The organism is Paenibacillus ihuae (assembly GCF_001368795.1).
Lineage (GTDB): Bacteria > Bacillota > Bacilli > Paenibacillales > Paenibacillaceae > Paenibacillus_AQ > Paenibacillus_AQ ihuae.
Genome location: NZ_LN831198.1, coordinates 867,961 through 885,468, shown reverse-complemented (window position 1 = coordinate 885,468; position 17,508 = coordinate 867,961). Strand labels below are relative to the sequence as shown.

The following is a 17,508-nucleotide window of genomic DNA, read 5'->3' as shown; positions in this document are numbered from 1 at the left end:
CCGCAGCCCCTTGACACTTCCCGCGCTCCAGCTTTGCGGCAAAGCGGGCAGCAGCTCAATTCTCTCGGTATGGCTTTGCAGCAGCATTTCGGCAATCCCCGCCGCTCCTCCAAAATTACCGTCAATCTGGAATGGCGGGTGGTTATCAAACAGGTTAGGCAATGTCGAATGCTCCAGAAGAGCGCGGACGTTTGCGTAGGCTTTGCCCTCATCCTTCAATCTGGCCCAGAAGTTAATGATCCAGGCCCGGCTCCAGCCGGTGTGGCCGCCGCCGCTGGCAAGCCTGCGTTCCAGTGTCGTCCGCGCCGCTTCAGCCAGCTCCGGTGTACGCTCCACGGTGAAGGCGTCGCCGGGGTACAGCGCAAATAAGTGGGAAATGTGCCGGTGCCCGGGCTCCACTTCTTCATAATCCTCCATCCACTCCTGAATCTGGCCGTATTTCCCGATTTGCGGTTTAGGAAGACGCCTTATGGCGGCGGAAAGTTCTTCGCGGAACGCCTCATCCCTGCCAATGATTTCGGCACTGCGGATGCAGGCCCCGAACAGGGCATCTATAATCTGAAAATCCATCGATGCCCCGGCGCAGAGCACTCCCGATTCGCCGCTGGGCAGCTTATAGGTGTTCTCAGGGGAGACGGACGGGCAGGTAATCAGCCGTCCGTCGGCGTCTTCGATCAAATAATCAAGCAGGAACTGGGCGGCCTCCTTCATCGTCTCATACGCCTGTGCCAGAAAATAACGATCCTGGCTGAACCGGTAGTGCTCCCAAAGGTGCAGGCACAGCCAGGCGGCGCCAAGCGGCCAGAAGGAAGCGGGCAGGTAGGTATCCTGCGGAGCCGTGTCTGCCCAGATATCCGTATTATGATGCGCCGTGAATCCTCCGCAGCCGTACATGACCCTGGCTGTGACCCTCCCCGGCAGCCGCATCCGCTCGATCAGATCAAACAGCGGCTCATGACATTCAGCCAGGTTGCAGATTTCCGCTGGCCAATAATTCATTTGCGCATTGATATTAATCGTAAATTTGCTGTCCCAGGCCGGGGTGAAGCTGTCATTCCAGATCCCCTGCAGATTGGCGGGTAAGGAGCCTTGGCGGCTGGAGGCAATAAGTAAATAGCGGCCATACTGGAAATAGGTCGCTATCAGCCCGTTGTCCTCCTCCCCCTTCCGAAACCGTTCCAGCCGCTCGTCGGTCGGCAACGCACACTGGTGCGGGTTCTCCGGCAGTGCCAGCTCAACTCGCCCGTACAATTCACGGTAATCCGAGATATGCCGGGACAGCAGCTCTTCATAGGGAATGCGGCTCAGCTCCTCCAGCAGTCTTTTGGCGTAAAGCTCCGGATCGGGGTGACGGAACGAAGTTCCTGCGGCAAGCAGCAGCGTAACCGAGCTGGCACCATCCACCAGCAAATACTCGCCTATGGTCCGGCAAATCCCGTCGTCCGTCACTGCCTTCAAGACCGCAGCAAATGAGCTCCCTCCTTTGCCGCCGCACTCTCCGCTCATCGCCAGCCCGCTGTTTTGCCACTTCTCTGTTTTCTCCAGATATCTCCAGTTGTGGCGGTTAAACCTTGCTTTTAAGGAAATCCCGTCCTTATGATCGGTCGAAATTCGGATGGCAATGGCCTGATCCGGGTAGCTGGCAAACATTTCGCGGATATACTGAACCTCACCGATCCTATAACTGATCCGGGATACGCCGTTCTCCAGATCAAGCTCTCTTCTATACTCTTCGGCAGGCTGTCCGTGACCGCCAAAGGACAGCAGCAGTTCCCCCAGCGGCATATAATGGCGCTGCGCTTCGGGAAGACCCGCCATCGACATTCCAGCCAGTTCCTCTGCCTCCTTCAGTCTTCCCTCCAGAATCAGCTTGCGGATTTCGTGCAAATGAGGCAGCGCGTCCTCGTTGTTGCGGTCGCGGGGACCGCCGTACCATACGGAATCCTCATTGAGCTGCAGCTTCTCCTCGGCTGCACCCCCAAAAATCATAGCACCGAGCCGCCCGTTTCCAATCGGCAACGCCTCATTCCATTCCCCCGCCGGCCCGCTGTACCACAACCGCTGCGGGCGTTCCGTGCTTATCATGATTGCTTCGCTCCTTCCAACTGCATATATGAACTTACGGATAACGGCATTGTAATTAGTCCAGCTCCACCAGCGCCTTAATTACCTTCGATTCTGGCTGGAGCCAGCTCTCGAACCGGCTGATCATGTCCGCAAATCTGCTGCGGTGGGTAATGTAACTGCCGACATCGATGTAACCGTCTTTGATGGCATCAAGGACTCGCTCAAAGTCTTCCCGGGTGGCATTTCTGCTGCCCTGCACCGTCATTTCACGTGCATGAAAATCGGGATCATTAAAGGTAATCATGCCTTTCACCAAACCAACATAGGTCAAGGTTCCCCCATGGCCGACAAAACCAAATGCACTTTCCATGGATGAAAGGTTGCCGGTGGAATCGATGACATAGGGCAGGAAGCTGCCATCCGTAAGCTTGGACAACTGTTCCTTCGGCTCCCGTAGTGCGCTCACCGTATGCTCCGCCTGCGCCCATTCCCTGCAAAAGTCCAAACGTTCGTCGTTTACATCCATGCCTATCACCTTCGCACCGGCAGCTCTGGCCATTGCCATCACTCCCAGACCGATCGGACCGGCACCGATAACCAGGACTTGATCCCCGGCGCCAAGACCCGAGCGACGGACGGCGTGTGCGCCGATTGCCAGCGGCTCCAGCATGGCCGCCTGATCAAGCGACAGCCCTTCCGTTTTCAATAGATTTTGTAAAGGCAAGGCCACCCGTTCCCTCATTCCGCCGTCCAAATGAACGCCGAACACCCTCATTTTCTGACAGCAGTTGGTTTTGCCGCTCAGGCAGGCCCGGCACTTGCCGCAATGAAGATAGGGAATGACACTGACCTGGTCGCCGGCCCGCAGCCCCTCCGGATTATCACCAATATGCTCAATCGTTCCGGACAGCTCGTGTCCAAGCACGCGCGGGTAGGTAAAATAAGGCTGGTTGCCCCGGTAAGCATGCAGATCGGTACCGCAAATACCGATCCGGCGAATCCTTACAATCGCTTCGCCCGCATGGAGTTCCGGCTCCGGCAGATCCTCCCTGTATACGAATTTCCCGATTTCCTCGCAGATTATTCCCTTCATTATAAACGCTCTCCGATCTGATCCCGCTCTTCGTTCCACTCCGGCCGGCCGCTCGGCCACGTGGCGCCGTCGATCGGCTTCAGGATCTCCAGCACTTCCTTCAGCAATTGTTCATCCATCGGCTCTTCCGTCCACAATATATTGTTGCGGATATTTGCCGGTGTCGCCGTGCTTACCAAGGTTGTCGGAATCTGCTCATTGGCAGTGGAGAACTGGACCGCCAGCTTCGCGATTTCCTCTCCCTTATCCCGGCAGTATTCGGCGGCGCGCTGGCACGCAGCCTGGATGTCCCCGCCCGCCGGATGCCAGTCAGGCACCTGGCGGCTGCTCAGCAGGCCCATGGAAATGGGCGACGCATTGATCAGTGAGGTTCCCTGCCGCTCCAGCAGCGGAAGGAGGCGAAGCAGCGTGGTATCGTTCAGAGAATAATGGCAATACGACAGAATCACATCCAGAGCGGTACGGGTCAACACCGTTTCGAAGACATTCAAGGGCAGGCCGGTCACACCATAGAAACGGATCTTCCCTGACTGCTTCAATTCCTCCAGGGCTGGAATCCCTTCTTCCATCACCTGCTCCATCGAACCGAATTCGATGTCATGCAGCAGCAAAATATCCAGATAATCCGTTCCCAGCCGGCGCATACTTTCCTCCGCGCTGCGGATTACCCGTTTCTTGGAGAAATCAAAATCATCCTGACCGTAACGTCCGGCCTTCGTGCTTATAATGTAGCGGTCCCGCGGAACCGTCTGCAGCGCCTCACCAAGTACTGTCTCTGCTTTCATCAACCCGTAATATGGAGAAACGTCAATGAGATTAATCCCCATGTCGATAGCGGTATGGACCGTGCGGATTCCCTCTTCCTTTGGCACCTCCCGGAATACGCTTCCAAGTGAAGACGCACCGAAACTTAGCACAGAGACATCCAGACCCGTATTCCCCAGCTTTCTGTATTTCATCGCGCCTAACCTCCAATATACTGTGAATTTAACTTGTAAAATCTCGCCGCATTCGCTCCGAAGATTGGCTCCATTTCTTGTGGGGATAACCGGTCCTGCAACGCTATCCGCAATACATCTATAACTTCATCATAGGTTGCGGCTTGAAGGCAGACGGGCCAATCGCTGCCGAAGAGTAGCCTTTCGGGTCCAAACAGGTCCAGCATTTCATGTACATAGACCGTAAAATCCTCATGGGTCCAGCCCTGTGGATCAGCCTCTGTCACCATCCCGGAAAGCTTGCAGTGAATGCCAGGATGCTGCGCAATCTCCGCCATATGACTTCGCCACGGCTCCAATCTGCCTGAAGCAATCGGCGGCTTCGCCAGATGATCGATGACCCCTCTCAGTCCGGGAACCCGTTCCAGCAGCGCTATAAGCTGCGGAAGCTGATCCGCCAGAACAAGCAGGTCGACGGGAAGGTCCTCTTCCGCTAAATATGAAAGCGCTTCTATATAGGGGGTAGATAAAAGAATGCCGGAATTGTCCATCTCCTGTATCATCACGCGAATTCCGGTGAATTTCGGATGATCGCAGAGCTGCCGGTATTGCGTTTTGAATAACGGGCTCTCAAGGTCCAGCCACCCGATCACGCCAGCTATAGAGTCAGCATGTTTGCTTAATTCAAGAATATATTCCGTCTCCTCCACCGTTGGCGCAGCTTGTACCACAATCGTGTGGCTGATTCCGTGTTTTTGCAATTGCGGTTCAAGATCGGAGGGCAGATAATCCCGGAACAGCACCGGTATTTCGGGTGTAATCCATCCGTAATCATTTCTGTCTATCTTCCAGTAATGCTGATGAGCGTCAATACGCATTCCCCCACCTCCATTCCATCTTATTGTAAGCATCGGATAAAAGAATAAAAATAGCTTAAACAAACAAATTTATACCTTATTTTGATATGATGGCTGTAAGAATCTAGAGTTCAACAAAGGAGGCGGGGCAATGAAACCGATCCGTAAGTCTTTCGGCAACGAGTTGCCGTTTTCTCTGCTTCTGCACTACAAGGAAACAAAAAGCCCGCAGCATGAGCTCCCGGACCATCTGCATCACTGGTACGAGTTCGTATACGTCTACCGGGGAAAAGGGACTTTTTTTATCGATCAGACGTTTTACGAGATGCGCCAGGGTGACGTCATCGTCGTTCCCGGAAATACGGTGCACCGGGGATTTCCCGACAAAGAGGAGCCGGTAACGTCCTCTGCCGTTTTTTTCAGCCCCTACCTTGTTAATAACAACACATTCAGCGAGGCATATACCTATCTGAGGCTATTTGATGCAGCCAAGAAGAACAAGCAATACAAATATACCCTGCCTCCTGAACACGCCCAAACCATAGAAAGCGATATCCGGGCCATCCATGAAGAATGGGAGCAGAGACGCCCGGACGGGGGCCATGCCATGGCTCTGCTGCTCCATCTCGCGCTGCTTCACTTAAACCGGTACTGCTTGCCGCAGGCAGCCGAGCCGGGTGCCACGAGCGCCTTGGTCCCGGATTGGTTCCGTGAAGCACTTGCCTATATCAATGACCATCTGGACCGGCCGCTGGAGCTTAGCGTGCTGGCGAAACGGGCAGCCGTATCTTCAGCCCATTTCAGCCGCGTCTTCAAGCAGCGGCTGGGTATGAATGCGGGCGAATACATTTCCACCAAACGGATTTTTGCGGCCAAGGATCGCTTGCTCCAGTCTAATGACAAAATTGAGCAAATCGCCATGTCCTGCGGCTTTGAGAGCATGCCCCATTTTTACCGTACATTTAAAAAATATACGGACATGACTCCCGCCGCCTACCGGAAGGGCAACCGGCCGTACTGAGGCTTTGATTGTTATTTTAGATTTCCACTCGGTTTATTCCAAAGTAAAAGAAGCCAGACTGGCACCTCCATGGCCGGTATATGTAAAATACAGTGCTTGTACACCGTCCGGAATAGCCAAATCTGTTGAGTATTCCTCCCATACATTCGAAAAACCTACCGGTATCTGTCCGAGAGCCGGTCCGTCCCACGACGTTTTTACTTCATAGGCGCCCTGGCAATATCCGCGCACCTTAATTTTGACTTTTCGGATTCCCTCGCAGGCAAAATATTTAAACCCGGCGGTAGCGGAATCCGTCATATTGGCAATATAGCCGATTTCCTCGTCGCCATCCCTGCCGTCCTGAGTAATCTTCGGAAACCGGCTGTCCATCCATGCTCCCATACGGCCAAAGCCTCCGGTGTAGCTTTCCTGATCTTTGCAGAACAAATGGCAGGCCAGATATGCCGGATATTCCCCCCGGCCTTCAAGCGGTCCTCCGTTCGGCCCGCTTGATGTAATCTCCACCTGCGGAATAGTGCCGTCCCCGCGGAATTCAATCCTCTCGATACAGCCCTGCCGGCTGAATGCCGTTCCATTGGTGTGGCGATGATAAAAAATGTACCATTCCCCGTTGATTTGGGCGATACTTCCATGATTATTGCCGCCGTAATACATCGGCTGATCCGCCGGCTTATATGTATCAATATGAAGATCGCAATTGCTGACAATGACTCCCTGGTAGGCGAAGTCTCTGGTCGGATGCTTGCTGGTCGCATAGCACAACTCATGCATGGAGATTGAGGAATAAATAAGGTAGTAGGTATCTCCCTTTTTGCGGATGGAGGGCGCTTCAAAGAACTCATAACCTTCGAATCCGCTCCCCTTGCTGTAAGACTGGCTCGGCGCAACAAACACAGGCTCTTCGACAATCGTGAGCATATCCGGGCCAAGCACTGTTGCCATGGCGCCGTGTCTGGATGAGTCACCGTAGGCACAGAATCCGGTGTACAGGTAGGTGTTCTCTCCTTCGGTCAGCACGCCCGGGTCAAATTGCGGCTCGTCGCCCTCTCTTTCCCCGAGGCGTATTCCATCGGCATATCGTACGTAGCCGTAGAACTCATACTTGCCGCCCGGTGTATCGCAGACCGCCACCGAAACAACGGGTACTTTGTCAAGAACATAGTAGAGATAGTACCGCCCGTCCGGTCCAACGGTAACATCGGGAGCATACAGACACATGTTTCCTTCTGGATTAAGCGGATCATCTGTAGTCTTGTAGATCACACCCTCATAACGCCAGTCCGCCAGATTCTCCTCCGGAGCCGACCAGCAGACATAGTCATTCAAGCAAAAAGCATGTCCGTTAAAACGGTCATGCGAGCCATATACATACACCCTGCCTTCAAATACATGCGGCTCACCGTCGGGGGTATATTCCCAGGACGGAAGATACGGATTTAATCCTTGTTGTTTTACCATCGCAATTTCATCCTTGTCATTAGTTAATTTTGTCCCTTACAGTATAGTAACGTGACTTGAGCGAAGTCCATGACATATAGCCACGTAACATTGATCTATTCATAGATTATTTGCGTTGTTCCGAAAATGATTTGCAGCGCAAAGTAAATTATTATCAGAAATAAAAAAGGAACCTGAAGAGCGTCTATCACCCTCCAGATTCCTCACCAGCCGATGAAATGCTTCTCACCGCTTCGGCTAATAAAACTCATCCTATACCCATCTATATATTTTGATATCGACTCCCAATTCGGTTGGCAATCCTTCCGCAACGTATACATCATCGTTCAGAAAAGACAATGCTCTGCTATTCGTAATCATTTTAGGATGTGTACGAAACAAAGCATCCTTCCATTTATTACGGGCATCGCCATTATTTTCGATATAGATTTGACACTCTTCTCCTGTAAAATCCTTCCCTTGAAGCATATACCTTGCCGATAAGCTATGCCGGTCACCATTCTTGCCGATGATTTGTGTATCTACTCCCCCCTCCAGCACCTCTCCCTGAAAGTATTTTCCTGTCACATTGCCGGTAAATGAAATCATAACAACCGAATCCCCATCCTCACGATGCAGTTCTGCGGTTTGTCCGATTGTCACATGAACAGTGAACACTTCTTCCAATTGCATGTAATCCCTCCTCAGCGCGGCCGGTTTAAGTGGGCAGATAAAAATTTTGCTATAATGTCAAGCACCTGTGGACTCCAGAAGCCTGGTCCGTGATCCGCGCCTACCACCTTGTAAAATAAAACGTTTTGTCCATGCGCTTTCAGAGCCTTATACATCTCTATGCTCTGATTAATATGTACAATATGGTCACTGTCTCCATGCACGATCAAAAATGGCGGAAGCGCTTTAGATAAATCCTGATGAACAGGGCTCGCCTTCTTCGCCAATTCCGTATGTTCTTTTACTGCCCCGCCAATAAACAAGCCTTCCGGAGAGTCGGCTGCATCGTGGTCAAGAATATTATTATACTTCCCTAAGGTCAGCAGGTCCGAAACCCCGTAATAGTCGATGACTGCGCTAACCTCGTCCGATTGTTCACTGTACAGACCGTTATCGTACTCGCCCATGGTAAGCCCCGTCATTAAGGAAAGGTGTCCCCCGGAGGAATCTCCCCATACCGCTACACGGTCCGGATCCACACCATACTCCTCTGCATTCCTGCGCATAAACCGGATCGCGCATTTCACATCCTCAACGGCAGCCGGAAACCGTGCAATATCGGTGTCCCGTATTTCCACACTGGCGACCACGTACCCTTTTGCTGCAATGTGAGAGAGATTAGGAAGACCGGAGTATACATCCTGTTTTCTCCATGCAGAACCTTGGATAAAGACGACAAGAGGAAACTTATAGCCGCTTCGGGATGGCATGATAATCTGCAGTTTCCGATCCAAATCGCCGTAGGTTGCGTAAACTACATCAGGACGGTAAGTACAAGAATAATAGGACCCTCCTTCCGCAAAATCCCCATAAAGAATCTGTGTTCCTTCGGGTGTTTCGTTGGCTGCAATATCCGCTGCTTTCTGATCCACTGTTAGCAACTCCTTGTAAATAATATGATTACCAAGTTCTTCTTTACAACAAATATACTATATTACTAGGGTTTAAAATAGCATGCAGTGCTGTACTGCTCCAGTATCCGGCTCTTCCTAATATTTACGGTATTCCACTTCTTTAGCAGCCAGTTCCTGTGTAAAAATATCCTCAGGTGTGACCATCCTTTTGGGCAGGGTTCTCCCGGCCATGATTTCTTTTACAGCCTGCATCAGCAGAGGGCCAAGCAGCGGATTACATTCCACAACCGCATTAATATTCCCGTCAACCATCTGCTCGAATGCACGCCGGGTGCCGTCTACAGAAATAATGATGATATCGCTGCCCGGCTTCAAACCAGCCTCCTTGATCGCCTCTACTGCACCTATTGCCATATCATCATTGTGGGAGAACAGCACCTGGGGCCACTTCTCTTGAGGCTGCTGCAAAAACTCCCTCATGACCTCCCGGCCGCCGTTCTGAGTGAAGTCTGCCGGTTTCGTCTGAGTGATTTGAAAATTACCATTTGCTTCAATGGTCTTCCGGAATCCTAATCCACGGTCGATAGAAGGGGTTGATCCCACCGTTCCCTGCAGCTCAGCGATTTGAATGATACCGGAGTGATGGCGCATTCGATCCATCATATATTTGGCTGCTTTCACACCTTCCTCATAAAAATCGGATCCGATAAAAGTAATGTAGAGCGAGCTGTCCTCCACGTTCACAGACCGGTCCAAGATAATGACCGGTATACCAGCCTCCTTGGTTTCCTCAAGAATAGCTTCCCAGCCTGTCTGCACTACAGGTGCAATAGCAATCATATCCACATCTCTGCGGATGAAAGAACGGATCGCCTCAAACTGTTTGTTCTGATCCTGTTCAGCATTAGTCATCAGCAGCGTTATTCCAGCTTCTTCGGCCGCCTCCTTGATAGAGGCCGTATTCGCTTCCCTCCAAGTACTTTCTGAGCCAAGCTGGGAGAATCCCAGAATAATAGGCTTCATGGGATTCGGCTCGCCAGGAGGTTCGAAACCCGTAATTAAGGGGGAAACGGGCGGAGGAGCTGTAGGCAGAGAACTCTCCCCGCTGCTCTTGGAGCAGCCCGGCATGAGCAGCAACCCCAAAATCAGACACCATTTTACCAGTTTCATGGATGACCCTCCTTTGTGGTAGCGATTTCATTTAACATAACAAAACATTGGGAAACAGATGAAACCGTCTCCCAATGCATATATTCCCTGTTATTGTTTCATTGAAGAACGGTTCGCACTTAATACCCGCTGCAGAAGGATGAATACGAACAGCAGCAGGCCGATGACAATTTTGGTCCACCAGGAACTTAAAGTACCTTCAAAACTAATTATCGTTTGAATTACACCTTGAATGAGTACCCCGAAAAAGGTTCCAAGTACATATCCTACACCGCCGGTGAGCAGCGTGCCTCCGATGACTACGGCGGCAATCGTATCAAGCTCAAAGCCTACCGCATGAAGCCCATATCCTGACAGCATATAAAAAGTAAACACAATGCCAGCAAGTGCAGAACATAATCCGCTTAAAGTATAAACTAAAACTTTAGTGCGTGCTACAGGAAGTCCCATCAGCAGCGAGGATTGCTCGCTGCCCCCCAGCGCATATACATTGCGTCCGAAACGGGTATAGTGGGCGATGAAGATCGCTAAAGCTGCAATGATTAAGGCGATAATGGCACTGATCGAGATGAAGCTTCCGCCCGGCAGCGCAATTTTGGTCTGTGCTACAGAGGTGTAGAACGGATTATCGATTGTTATTGTATCAATACTAATCACATAACATAGCCCTCTGGCCATAAACATCCCTGCCAGCGTCACGATGAACGGCTGAATTTTGAAATAATGAATAATGGCGCCCATCCCGCATCCAAATGCAGCCCCCATCAGCAGCACCAGTGGTATAACAACCGCGGGCGGCCAGCCATGCTGCTGCACCAGGCTGGCAGAAACCATGGTGGAGAGTGCGATAATGGACCCGACAGACAGATCGATCCCGCCCGATAGAATGACAAACGACATTCCAACGGCTGTAATAAGCAGAAACGCATTGTCTATAAGCAGGTTCATGAGCACCTGCAGCGAGAAGAAGCCGGTGTACCGGAAGGAGCCCGCGGTGAACATCAGAAGGAATAACAGAATCGTTACAACAATAGGTATATATTTGCGGTTAAGAGACATGACGGATACTCTCCTTTTCTCCGGGATAATGGCGCGTCTTCCAGCGGTAGAAAATGGCGGCCCGGAAGCTGTCGGACTGAATTAGGCAGACAGCAAGAACAACAAACGACTTCACAACAAGCGTGATTTCCGGAGGTACACCGATCATATAGATCGTAGTGGTCAGTGTCTGGATAATCAGCGCACCAATTACCGTTCCGGTAAGATAGAAACGTCCACCGTTCAGTGAGGTTCCTCCAATCACCACGGCCAGAATCGCATCAAGCTCATACCATAGCCCCGCATTGTTACCATCGGCACTCGAGACATTGGAGCTGAGTAACAGTCCGGCGATCCCTGCGCACACCCCGCAGAATACATAGACCGATAGAATGACCCAATTTGCCCGGATACCCGCCATAAGGCTTGCCGTCGGATTGCATCCGACCGACTCAATGAACAAGCCCAGTGATGTTTTGCGGGTAAGCAGCAAGGCGACAACCAGCATCAGGACTACTACAAAAATAGAAAACGGCAGTGTGGCCAGCGCCCCCGAGCCAATGTAGGAGTATCTGCTGCTGCTAACCGTTATAATCTGCCCTCCGGTCACTAACTGGGCGATTCCGCGTCCGGCAACCATTAGAATCAGTGTAGCGATTATCGGCTGAATTCCGGCTACCGAAACCAGCAGACCGTTCCACGCCCCTAGGAGGACCGACAGTCCGACGGCAAGCAGAATAGAAATTACAATCAGACCTAGTGCATTCTGATCCGTGCTTTTACTGATTGTCAGGCAGGCAAGTGCACCTGAGATGGCGACAATAGAACCTACCGACAGGTCGATGCCTTTGGTAGCCACGACAAGTGTCATCCCGATGGCCACCAGTACCAGCGGGGCACCGAAATTAAGAATATCGATCAAACTGCCGTATAGATGTCCATCATGCATTGTAATTGAAAAGAAATCCGGCGAATAGAGCAGATTGAACAGCAGCAATGCAGCCAGGATACAAAGCGGCCAGAATAGATGATGCTTGTATACTTTTCCCATTCTCATTTCAGCCCCCCGCAATTGCCTGCATAATTTGATGCTGGCTCATATCTTTGCCCGAGATTTCCTTAACCTTACGGCGGTCACGTAATATGGCAATCCGGCCGCTTACGCGCAGCACCTCCTCCAGTTCGGAGGAAATGAACAGAAACGACATGCCTTGTCGTGACAGCGACAGCACCAGCTTTTGAATCTCCGCTTTAGCTCCAATGTCAATTCCCCGGGTAGGTTCATCAAGGATGAACAGCTGTGGTGAAGTCAGCAGCCATCTGGCCAGCAGCACCTTTTGCTGATTCCCTCCGCTCAGGTTCTTAATCAGATGGTCGGGACTCGGAGGATTGATGTTCAGCATGCGGATATATTCATCTGCATACTCTTCCTGCTGTCTGCGGGAAATGGTGCGGAATACACCTTGTTTGGCCTGGAGAGCCAGGATAATATTTTCCCTGACGGTCAAATCGCCGATAATCCCCTCCGTTTTACGGTTCTCCGAGCAGAATGCAATCCGGCGGCCGATCGCCTCACGGGGAGTATGGACACCTTCGCTTCTTCCAGAGAACTTCAGTTTACCGGAGTCCGGCTTGTCAGCACCGAAGAACAGGCGGGCCGCCTCCGTCCGGCCTGATCCGAGCAGACCGGCAAGTCCCACTACTTCTCCTTTATGGATGGACAGATCGAAGGGTTCAATGGCTCCTTTGCGCCCCAGACCTTCCGCCTTGACCAATTCTTCACCAAGAGAATCCTTATACTCTTCAGCCAGACTAGGCAATTCCTCCAGTAAGTTAAGCTCCTTGCCAATCATTTTGAGCACAAGATCCAGCTTCGGCAGATCCTCGGCCATGTACTCGCCGACAAACTCACCGTTCCGCAGAATGGTTACACGGTCAGAGATCTCATACATCTGATCCAAAAAATGAGTGACAAAAAGAATCGCCAGCCCATCCTGTTTCAGCTTCTCCATGATCCGGAAGAGCTGCTGCACCTCATTCTTGTCAAGACTTGAAGTCGGTTCGTCAAGAATCAGTACCTTGGCCGAGATATTGAGCGCTCTGGCAATCGCCACCAGCTGCTGCACCGCAACAGAATACATATAGAGCGGCTCCGTGACATCGATCTGCAGATTCAGGCGTTCGCTGAGGATTTCCTGAGCGCGCTTATTCATTTCCTTCCATAGAATCCTCCCGAATTTTCTCGGTTCTCTTCCGATAAATATGTTCTCTGCAACTGTCAGATTAGTGCATAGGTTCACTTCCTGATATACGGTGCTGATTCCCGCAGCCTGCGACTCCAGCGGACTCTGCACCGAAATAGGTGCCTCCTCCATTTCCACGCTGCCCTCATCTATCGAATACACACCGGTCAGCACCTTGATCAGCGTCGACTTGCCAGCGCCATTCTCACCCATCAATGCATGAACCTCACCTGGAAACAGACGGAGATTCACATTACTAAGTGCTTTGACACCTGGAAACCGCTTGTGAATCTGCTTCATCTGCAGTATGGGCTTCTGAGTGCTCATTTCGTCATCCACTCCTCTTTGTCCATAGAAACCACTCCGTCAGCTGCTTAAGAAGCCGGCGGAGTGGCACTATATAAATCCGTATTAACCGATTAATATGGCCGGCTTGGCAAAGCTTCCTTCGCCTGCTCTGAAGTGAACGTCGATTCCTCAGTCACAATTCGCGCCTCTACCGGCTTGCCATCTACCACATTCTGCACAATGTCCATCAGCTGTGGTCCGAGCATGGGATTACACTCAACAATAAAGTTGATTTTACCTTCACTTGCTGCCTGCATTCCGTCCTTGACAGCATCGACGGAGATAATCGTAATATCCTGGCCCGGTTTCAGCCCTGCTGCTTCAATCGCCTGAATCGCGCCGAGTGCCATATCATCGTTATGGGCATATAGAACATCGATGTCCTTATTGGCTTTTAGGAAGGCCTGCATAACCTCTTTGCCCTTAGCCCGTGTGAAATCGCCGGTCTGTGAAGCAATTACTTTGAGATGCGGATTGCTCGCAATCACTTCAGCAAAACCAGCCATCCGGTCATTGGCCGGAGCAGAGCCTGTAGTTCCCTGCAATTCAACAATGTTGATATCCTCTGTGGTATCCTTATACTTTTCAGACAGCCACTCACCCGCCTTACGTCCTTCTTCCACAAAGTCAGAACCGAGGAAAGTGACGTACAGAGAAGTATCCTTGGAATCTACTGCACGGTCGGTCAGGACTACCGGAATTCCCGCATCCTTCGCTTCCTTAAGTACGGTATCCCACCCGGATTCTACGACCGGTGAAAATGCGATTACATCTACCTTTTGCTGTATGAAAGAGCGGATCGCCTTAATCTGGTTCTCTTGCTTCTGCTGCGCATCCGAGAATTTCAGGGTATAACCCGCTTCTTTGGCAGAATCCTGAATGGACTTGGTGTTTGCGCTACGCCAGCCGCTTTCCGCTCCAACCTGTGAGAATCCGAGCGTGATATCTTTGGCTTCCTTCGTATTGCCGGTATTTTCCGCTGGAGCTTTAGTTGCCTGATTACCGGTATTCGCCTGATTTCCTCCGTTGTTATTGCCGCACGCTCCGAGCATTACCATAGATAAGGTAAGCGCAAGAACCGCTCCCATTTTCCCGAATCTCTTCATGTAATTGATTTCCTCCCCTTTGTCATTCACCATCATTTGGTGTTGGCCCCAGTATAAACCGCTATCAAAATTGCAAGATACAGGTTCGCTTTGCCATTTGTTTTCTTTTTTTATGTTTTTATGGATTCATTTTAAATTTGGTGTATATTTTTGTTTGGAACGTGTAGATTTTGGATGCGCTTTCTTTACTACTCCCAAGAGGGCGGTATTTGTTATACACTAAGGTTTGAAACTATGTGAATCTTATACTGAGGGGATATTACCGATGAGGATGATACGTTTGATCTCCTCCAGCTTGAGGGCAAAATTGCTGGTCTTATTCATCATACTGACCACTATTCCGCTGATTGCGGTTGGACTTGTCGCCTACCAGAAATCCTACGCTTCGATCTCCAGCCACAGTAAAGCGACAAGCATGCTGCAGGCAGATACGCTCGGACGAAATATCGATAATCTGTTTACGGACACAGAGCGTCTGCTGGAATTGAGCAAGAACCCGCAGGTCATCCACTTCCTGTTCTCGCAGTCGGAAACCTATCAGGAGGCCAAGGAGATTCTGCAGACTTTTACACTTTATAGGGACACCTACAAATATGAAGATGTTATGAATATCAGCTTTATTAATCTGTATGGCAAAGGAATCAGTGAACGAAAAGGGGTATTCCAGTCCAACATCAATCCGCTTCGCAATCCGCATTTCCAGATCCTCACCCAGTATCCGGATTCGGTGCTTAGGGTCCCTCCAGCCATGACATCCGGATTTGACCGAGTTGATGGCTTTACTTACCCGGACCAGGGCGTTATTTCTATAATTGCGGCTGTGAAGCAGCGGATTACCCATGAAGTCATTGGCTTCATTATTATTGACTTAGACGATTCCTTCTTTAAGGAATTTGGCGAAAATGTCAGTATCGGCAAGACAGGATTCTTCTGCATCCTTGACCAGGAGAATAATCCTATCTATGTGCCGTCAGCCGGCAGGCAGGATTTGAATATTCTGACCTCAACAAACTTTGCCGCTCCAGAATGGTCCAGCCGCAACAGCTTTGTATTACATACGAAGGGACAGCCATGGTTTGTTGTCTATACCCCTTCGCTCACTACAGGCTGGAAGGTCGTAGGGCTTGCACCGCTTCAAGAGGTGGTCTCTGAGGCTAACCGGATCCGGCAGCTGATCATTGTCAGTGTGGTGCTCAGCATTGTATTCGTCATCATCATTCATTTCTTTTTGACCCGCAAGCTCACCCAGCCTATCCAGCTTCTTCAGCATAAAATGAGACTGACCGCAAGCGGCTATCTGGAGGCTAAAGTCAAACCTTCGGGCAATGATGAAATTGCTGACTTAGGTCAAAGCTTTAATATCATGGTTGAAAAAATTAAGGGGCTGCTGGAGCAAAGCATCAGGGAGCAGCAACTGCTGCAAAAGGCGGAGCTGCGCACGCTTCAGGCGCAAATTAATCCCCATTTTCTGTACAATACACTGGATTCTATCGTCTGGTTGGCTGAAGCGGGCAAGAATGATAGTGTCATCCATTTGGTAAAAGCGCTATCCCAGTTTTTTCGGCTCAGTCTGAATAAAGGACGGGATTGGGTCATGATCCGTACAGAACTGGCCCATGCCCAGAGCTATCTGACGATCCAGCAGATGCGGTACCGGGATATTCTCGAGTATCAGATTCAGGTGGAACCTGAGCTTGAGGAGTATCCGATTCTCAATATGACCCTGCAGCCGCTGATTGAGAATGCAATCTATCATGGAATCAAGAATAAACGCGGCAAAGGACTGATTACGGTCAGCGGTTATGCAGAAGGCCATTCATCAGTCGTACTCACCGTCACGGATAACGGCATCGGCATCTCCGCCGAGCGGCTGGCGCTTCTAAGGAGCCAATTGAATCAGCCCGCCCAGGTAGAAGAAAGCGATCTTACGGAAGGCGGTTTCGGGCTGCTGAATGTGCATCAGCGTCTGCGCCTATATTTCGGTGAAGAATATGGACTCCAGCTTGACAGCACTGCCGGGGAATGGACAACAATCTCCGTCCGCATACCCAAGAACAAGGGGGCTTGACATGAAGAAGGTAATGCTGGTCGATGATGAAATTCTGATTCGTGAAAGTATACGGGAGTGTGTCGATTGGGAGAAGGAGGGTTTCATTTATTGCGGAGACGCCCCTGACGGTGAATTGGCCCTGCCGCTGATTGAACAGCAGCTTCCTGATATTCTCATTACTGATATCAAAATGCCCTTTATGGACGGGCTTGAGCTCAGTTCCGTCGTCCGCCAGCGGCTCCCGCAGATCAAAATTATCATCTTAAGCGGACACAACGATTTCCAGTATGCACAGACCGCGCTGCGGCTCGGTGTGGAGGATTACTGCCTGAAGCCGTTCAGCTCTGCGGATCTTATCCAGCTGTTACATGCAGTAAGTGTCAGAATAGATGAAGAACAGCGTCTGAAAAGACGATATGCCTACACTCCTGAAAAGCTGTTCGCCGATCTGTGCGGCGGGCTCATCGGCACCGCAGCCGCCATTGAGGCGGCAGATCAGCTGGAACTGCAGCTTACCGCTCCCTATTACGCGGTTGCCATTTTATCATTGT

At 50.9% G+C, this 17,508-nt stretch carries 15 protein-coding genes; 3 read left to right on the top strand and 12 right to left on the bottom strand.

Features of this window, described 5'->3' with window-relative positions; translation table 11 throughout:
• The 4 genes from AQR02_RS03975 to AQR02_RS03960 all read right to left on the bottom strand — a co-directional run.
• On the bottom strand, positions 1-2,085 hold a 2,085-nt coding region (locus AQR02_RS03975; protein WP_245237090.1), incomplete at its 3' end, for a glycoside hydrolase family 95 protein.
• A gap of 55 nt (positions 2,086-2,140) precedes the next feature.
• Entirely contained in the window at positions 2,141-3,160 is a 1,020-nt protein-coding gene (locus tag AQR02_RS03970) for a zinc-binding alcohol dehydrogenase family protein (RefSeq protein ID WP_054939485.1), read from the bottom strand.
• Positions 3,160-4,119 carry an aldo/keto reductase gene (locus tag AQR02_RS03965; protein WP_054939484.1) on the bottom strand — a complete coding sequence of 320 codons (960 nt, stop codon included), beginning with the start codon at positions 4,117-4,119 and terminating at the stop codon, positions 3,160-3,162. Before AQR02_RS03965 ends, AQR02_RS03970 begins: the two co-directional genes overlap by 1 nt.
• Positions 4,120-4,124: 5 nt before the next feature.
• Entirely contained in the window at positions 4,125-4,976 is an 852-nt protein-coding gene (locus tag AQR02_RS03960) for an amidohydrolase family protein (RefSeq protein WP_054939483.1), read from the bottom strand.
• A gap of 130 nt (positions 4,977-5,106) precedes the next feature.
• On the opposite strand from AQR02_RS03960, the gene AQR02_RS03955 reads away from it, so the two are divergent.
• Entirely contained in the window at positions 5,107-5,976 is an 870-nt protein-coding gene (locus AQR02_RS03955; protein ID WP_054939482.1) for an AraC family transcriptional regulator, read from the top strand.
• Positions 5,977-6,009: 33 nt separating this feature from the next.
• Here the strand turns inward: AQR02_RS03955 and AQR02_RS03950 are convergent, their stop codons facing one another.
• The 8 genes from AQR02_RS03950 to AQR02_RS03915 form a co-directional block, all read right to left on the bottom strand.
• Complete coding sequence (locus AQR02_RS03950) at positions 6,010-7,437, bottom strand: family 43 glycosylhydrolase (RefSeq protein WP_054939481.1); 1,428 nt, start codon at positions 7,435-7,437, stop codon at positions 6,010-6,012.
• Between the two features lie 252 nt (positions 7,438-7,689).
• Positions 7,690-8,109, bottom strand: coding sequence for a DUF3237 family protein (locus AQR02_RS03945; RefSeq protein ID WP_054939480.1), 420 nt, complete (start codon positions 8,107-8,109; stop codon positions 7,690-7,692).
• A gap of 11 nt (positions 8,110-8,120) precedes the next feature.
• The gene (locus tag AQR02_RS03940; RefSeq protein WP_054939479.1) at positions 8,121-9,020 is read right to left on the bottom strand and encodes an alpha/beta hydrolase; all 900 of its coding nucleotides are present in this window, start codon (positions 9,018-9,020) and stop codon (positions 8,121-8,123) included.
• Positions 9,021-9,137: 117 nt separating this feature from the next.
• Positions 9,138-10,172 (bottom strand): ABC transporter substrate-binding protein, encoded by a 1,035-nt coding sequence (locus AQR02_RS03935; protein ID WP_082451622.1) that lies wholly within the window; start codon positions 10,170-10,172, stop codon positions 9,138-9,140.
• A gap of 90 nt (positions 10,173-10,262) precedes the next feature.
• Complete coding sequence (gene yjfF / locus AQR02_RS03930; RefSeq protein ID WP_054939478.1) at positions 10,263-11,231, bottom strand: galactofuranose ABC transporter, permease protein YjfF; 969 nt, start codon at positions 11,229-11,231, stop codon at positions 10,263-10,265.
• On the bottom strand, positions 11,221-12,267 hold the full coding sequence (locus tag AQR02_RS03925; protein WP_245237089.1) for an ABC transporter permease: 1,047 nt from the start codon (positions 12,265-12,267) through the stop codon (positions 11,221-11,223). The genes yjfF and AQR02_RS03925 overlap by 11 nt, the downstream gene beginning before the upstream one ends.
• Position 12,268: 1 nt before the next feature.
• Positions 12,269-13,780 (bottom strand): sugar ABC transporter ATP-binding protein, encoded by a 1,512-nt coding sequence (locus AQR02_RS03920; protein ID WP_054939477.1) that lies wholly within the window; start codon positions 13,778-13,780, stop codon positions 12,269-12,271.
• A gap of 92 nt (positions 13,781-13,872) precedes the next feature.
• Positions 13,873-14,907, bottom strand: a complete 1,035-nt coding sequence (locus AQR02_RS03915; protein ID WP_054941978.1) for an ABC transporter substrate-binding protein — start codon at positions 14,905-14,907, stop codon at positions 13,873-13,875.
• Positions 14,908-15,202: 295 nt separating this feature from the next.
• Between AQR02_RS03915 and AQR02_RS03910 the strand changes: the two genes are divergently transcribed.
• Positions 15,203-16,975: a sensor histidine kinase gene (locus AQR02_RS03910; RefSeq protein ID WP_245237088.1), complete on the top strand. Its 1,773-nt coding sequence runs from the start codon at positions 15,203-15,205 to the stop codon at positions 16,973-16,975.
• A 1-nt stretch (position 16,976) separates the two neighbouring features.
• Positions 16,977-17,508 (top strand): response regulator (locus AQR02_RS03905; protein ID WP_159067682.1); only part of this gene is annotated, 532 nt, incomplete at its 3' end.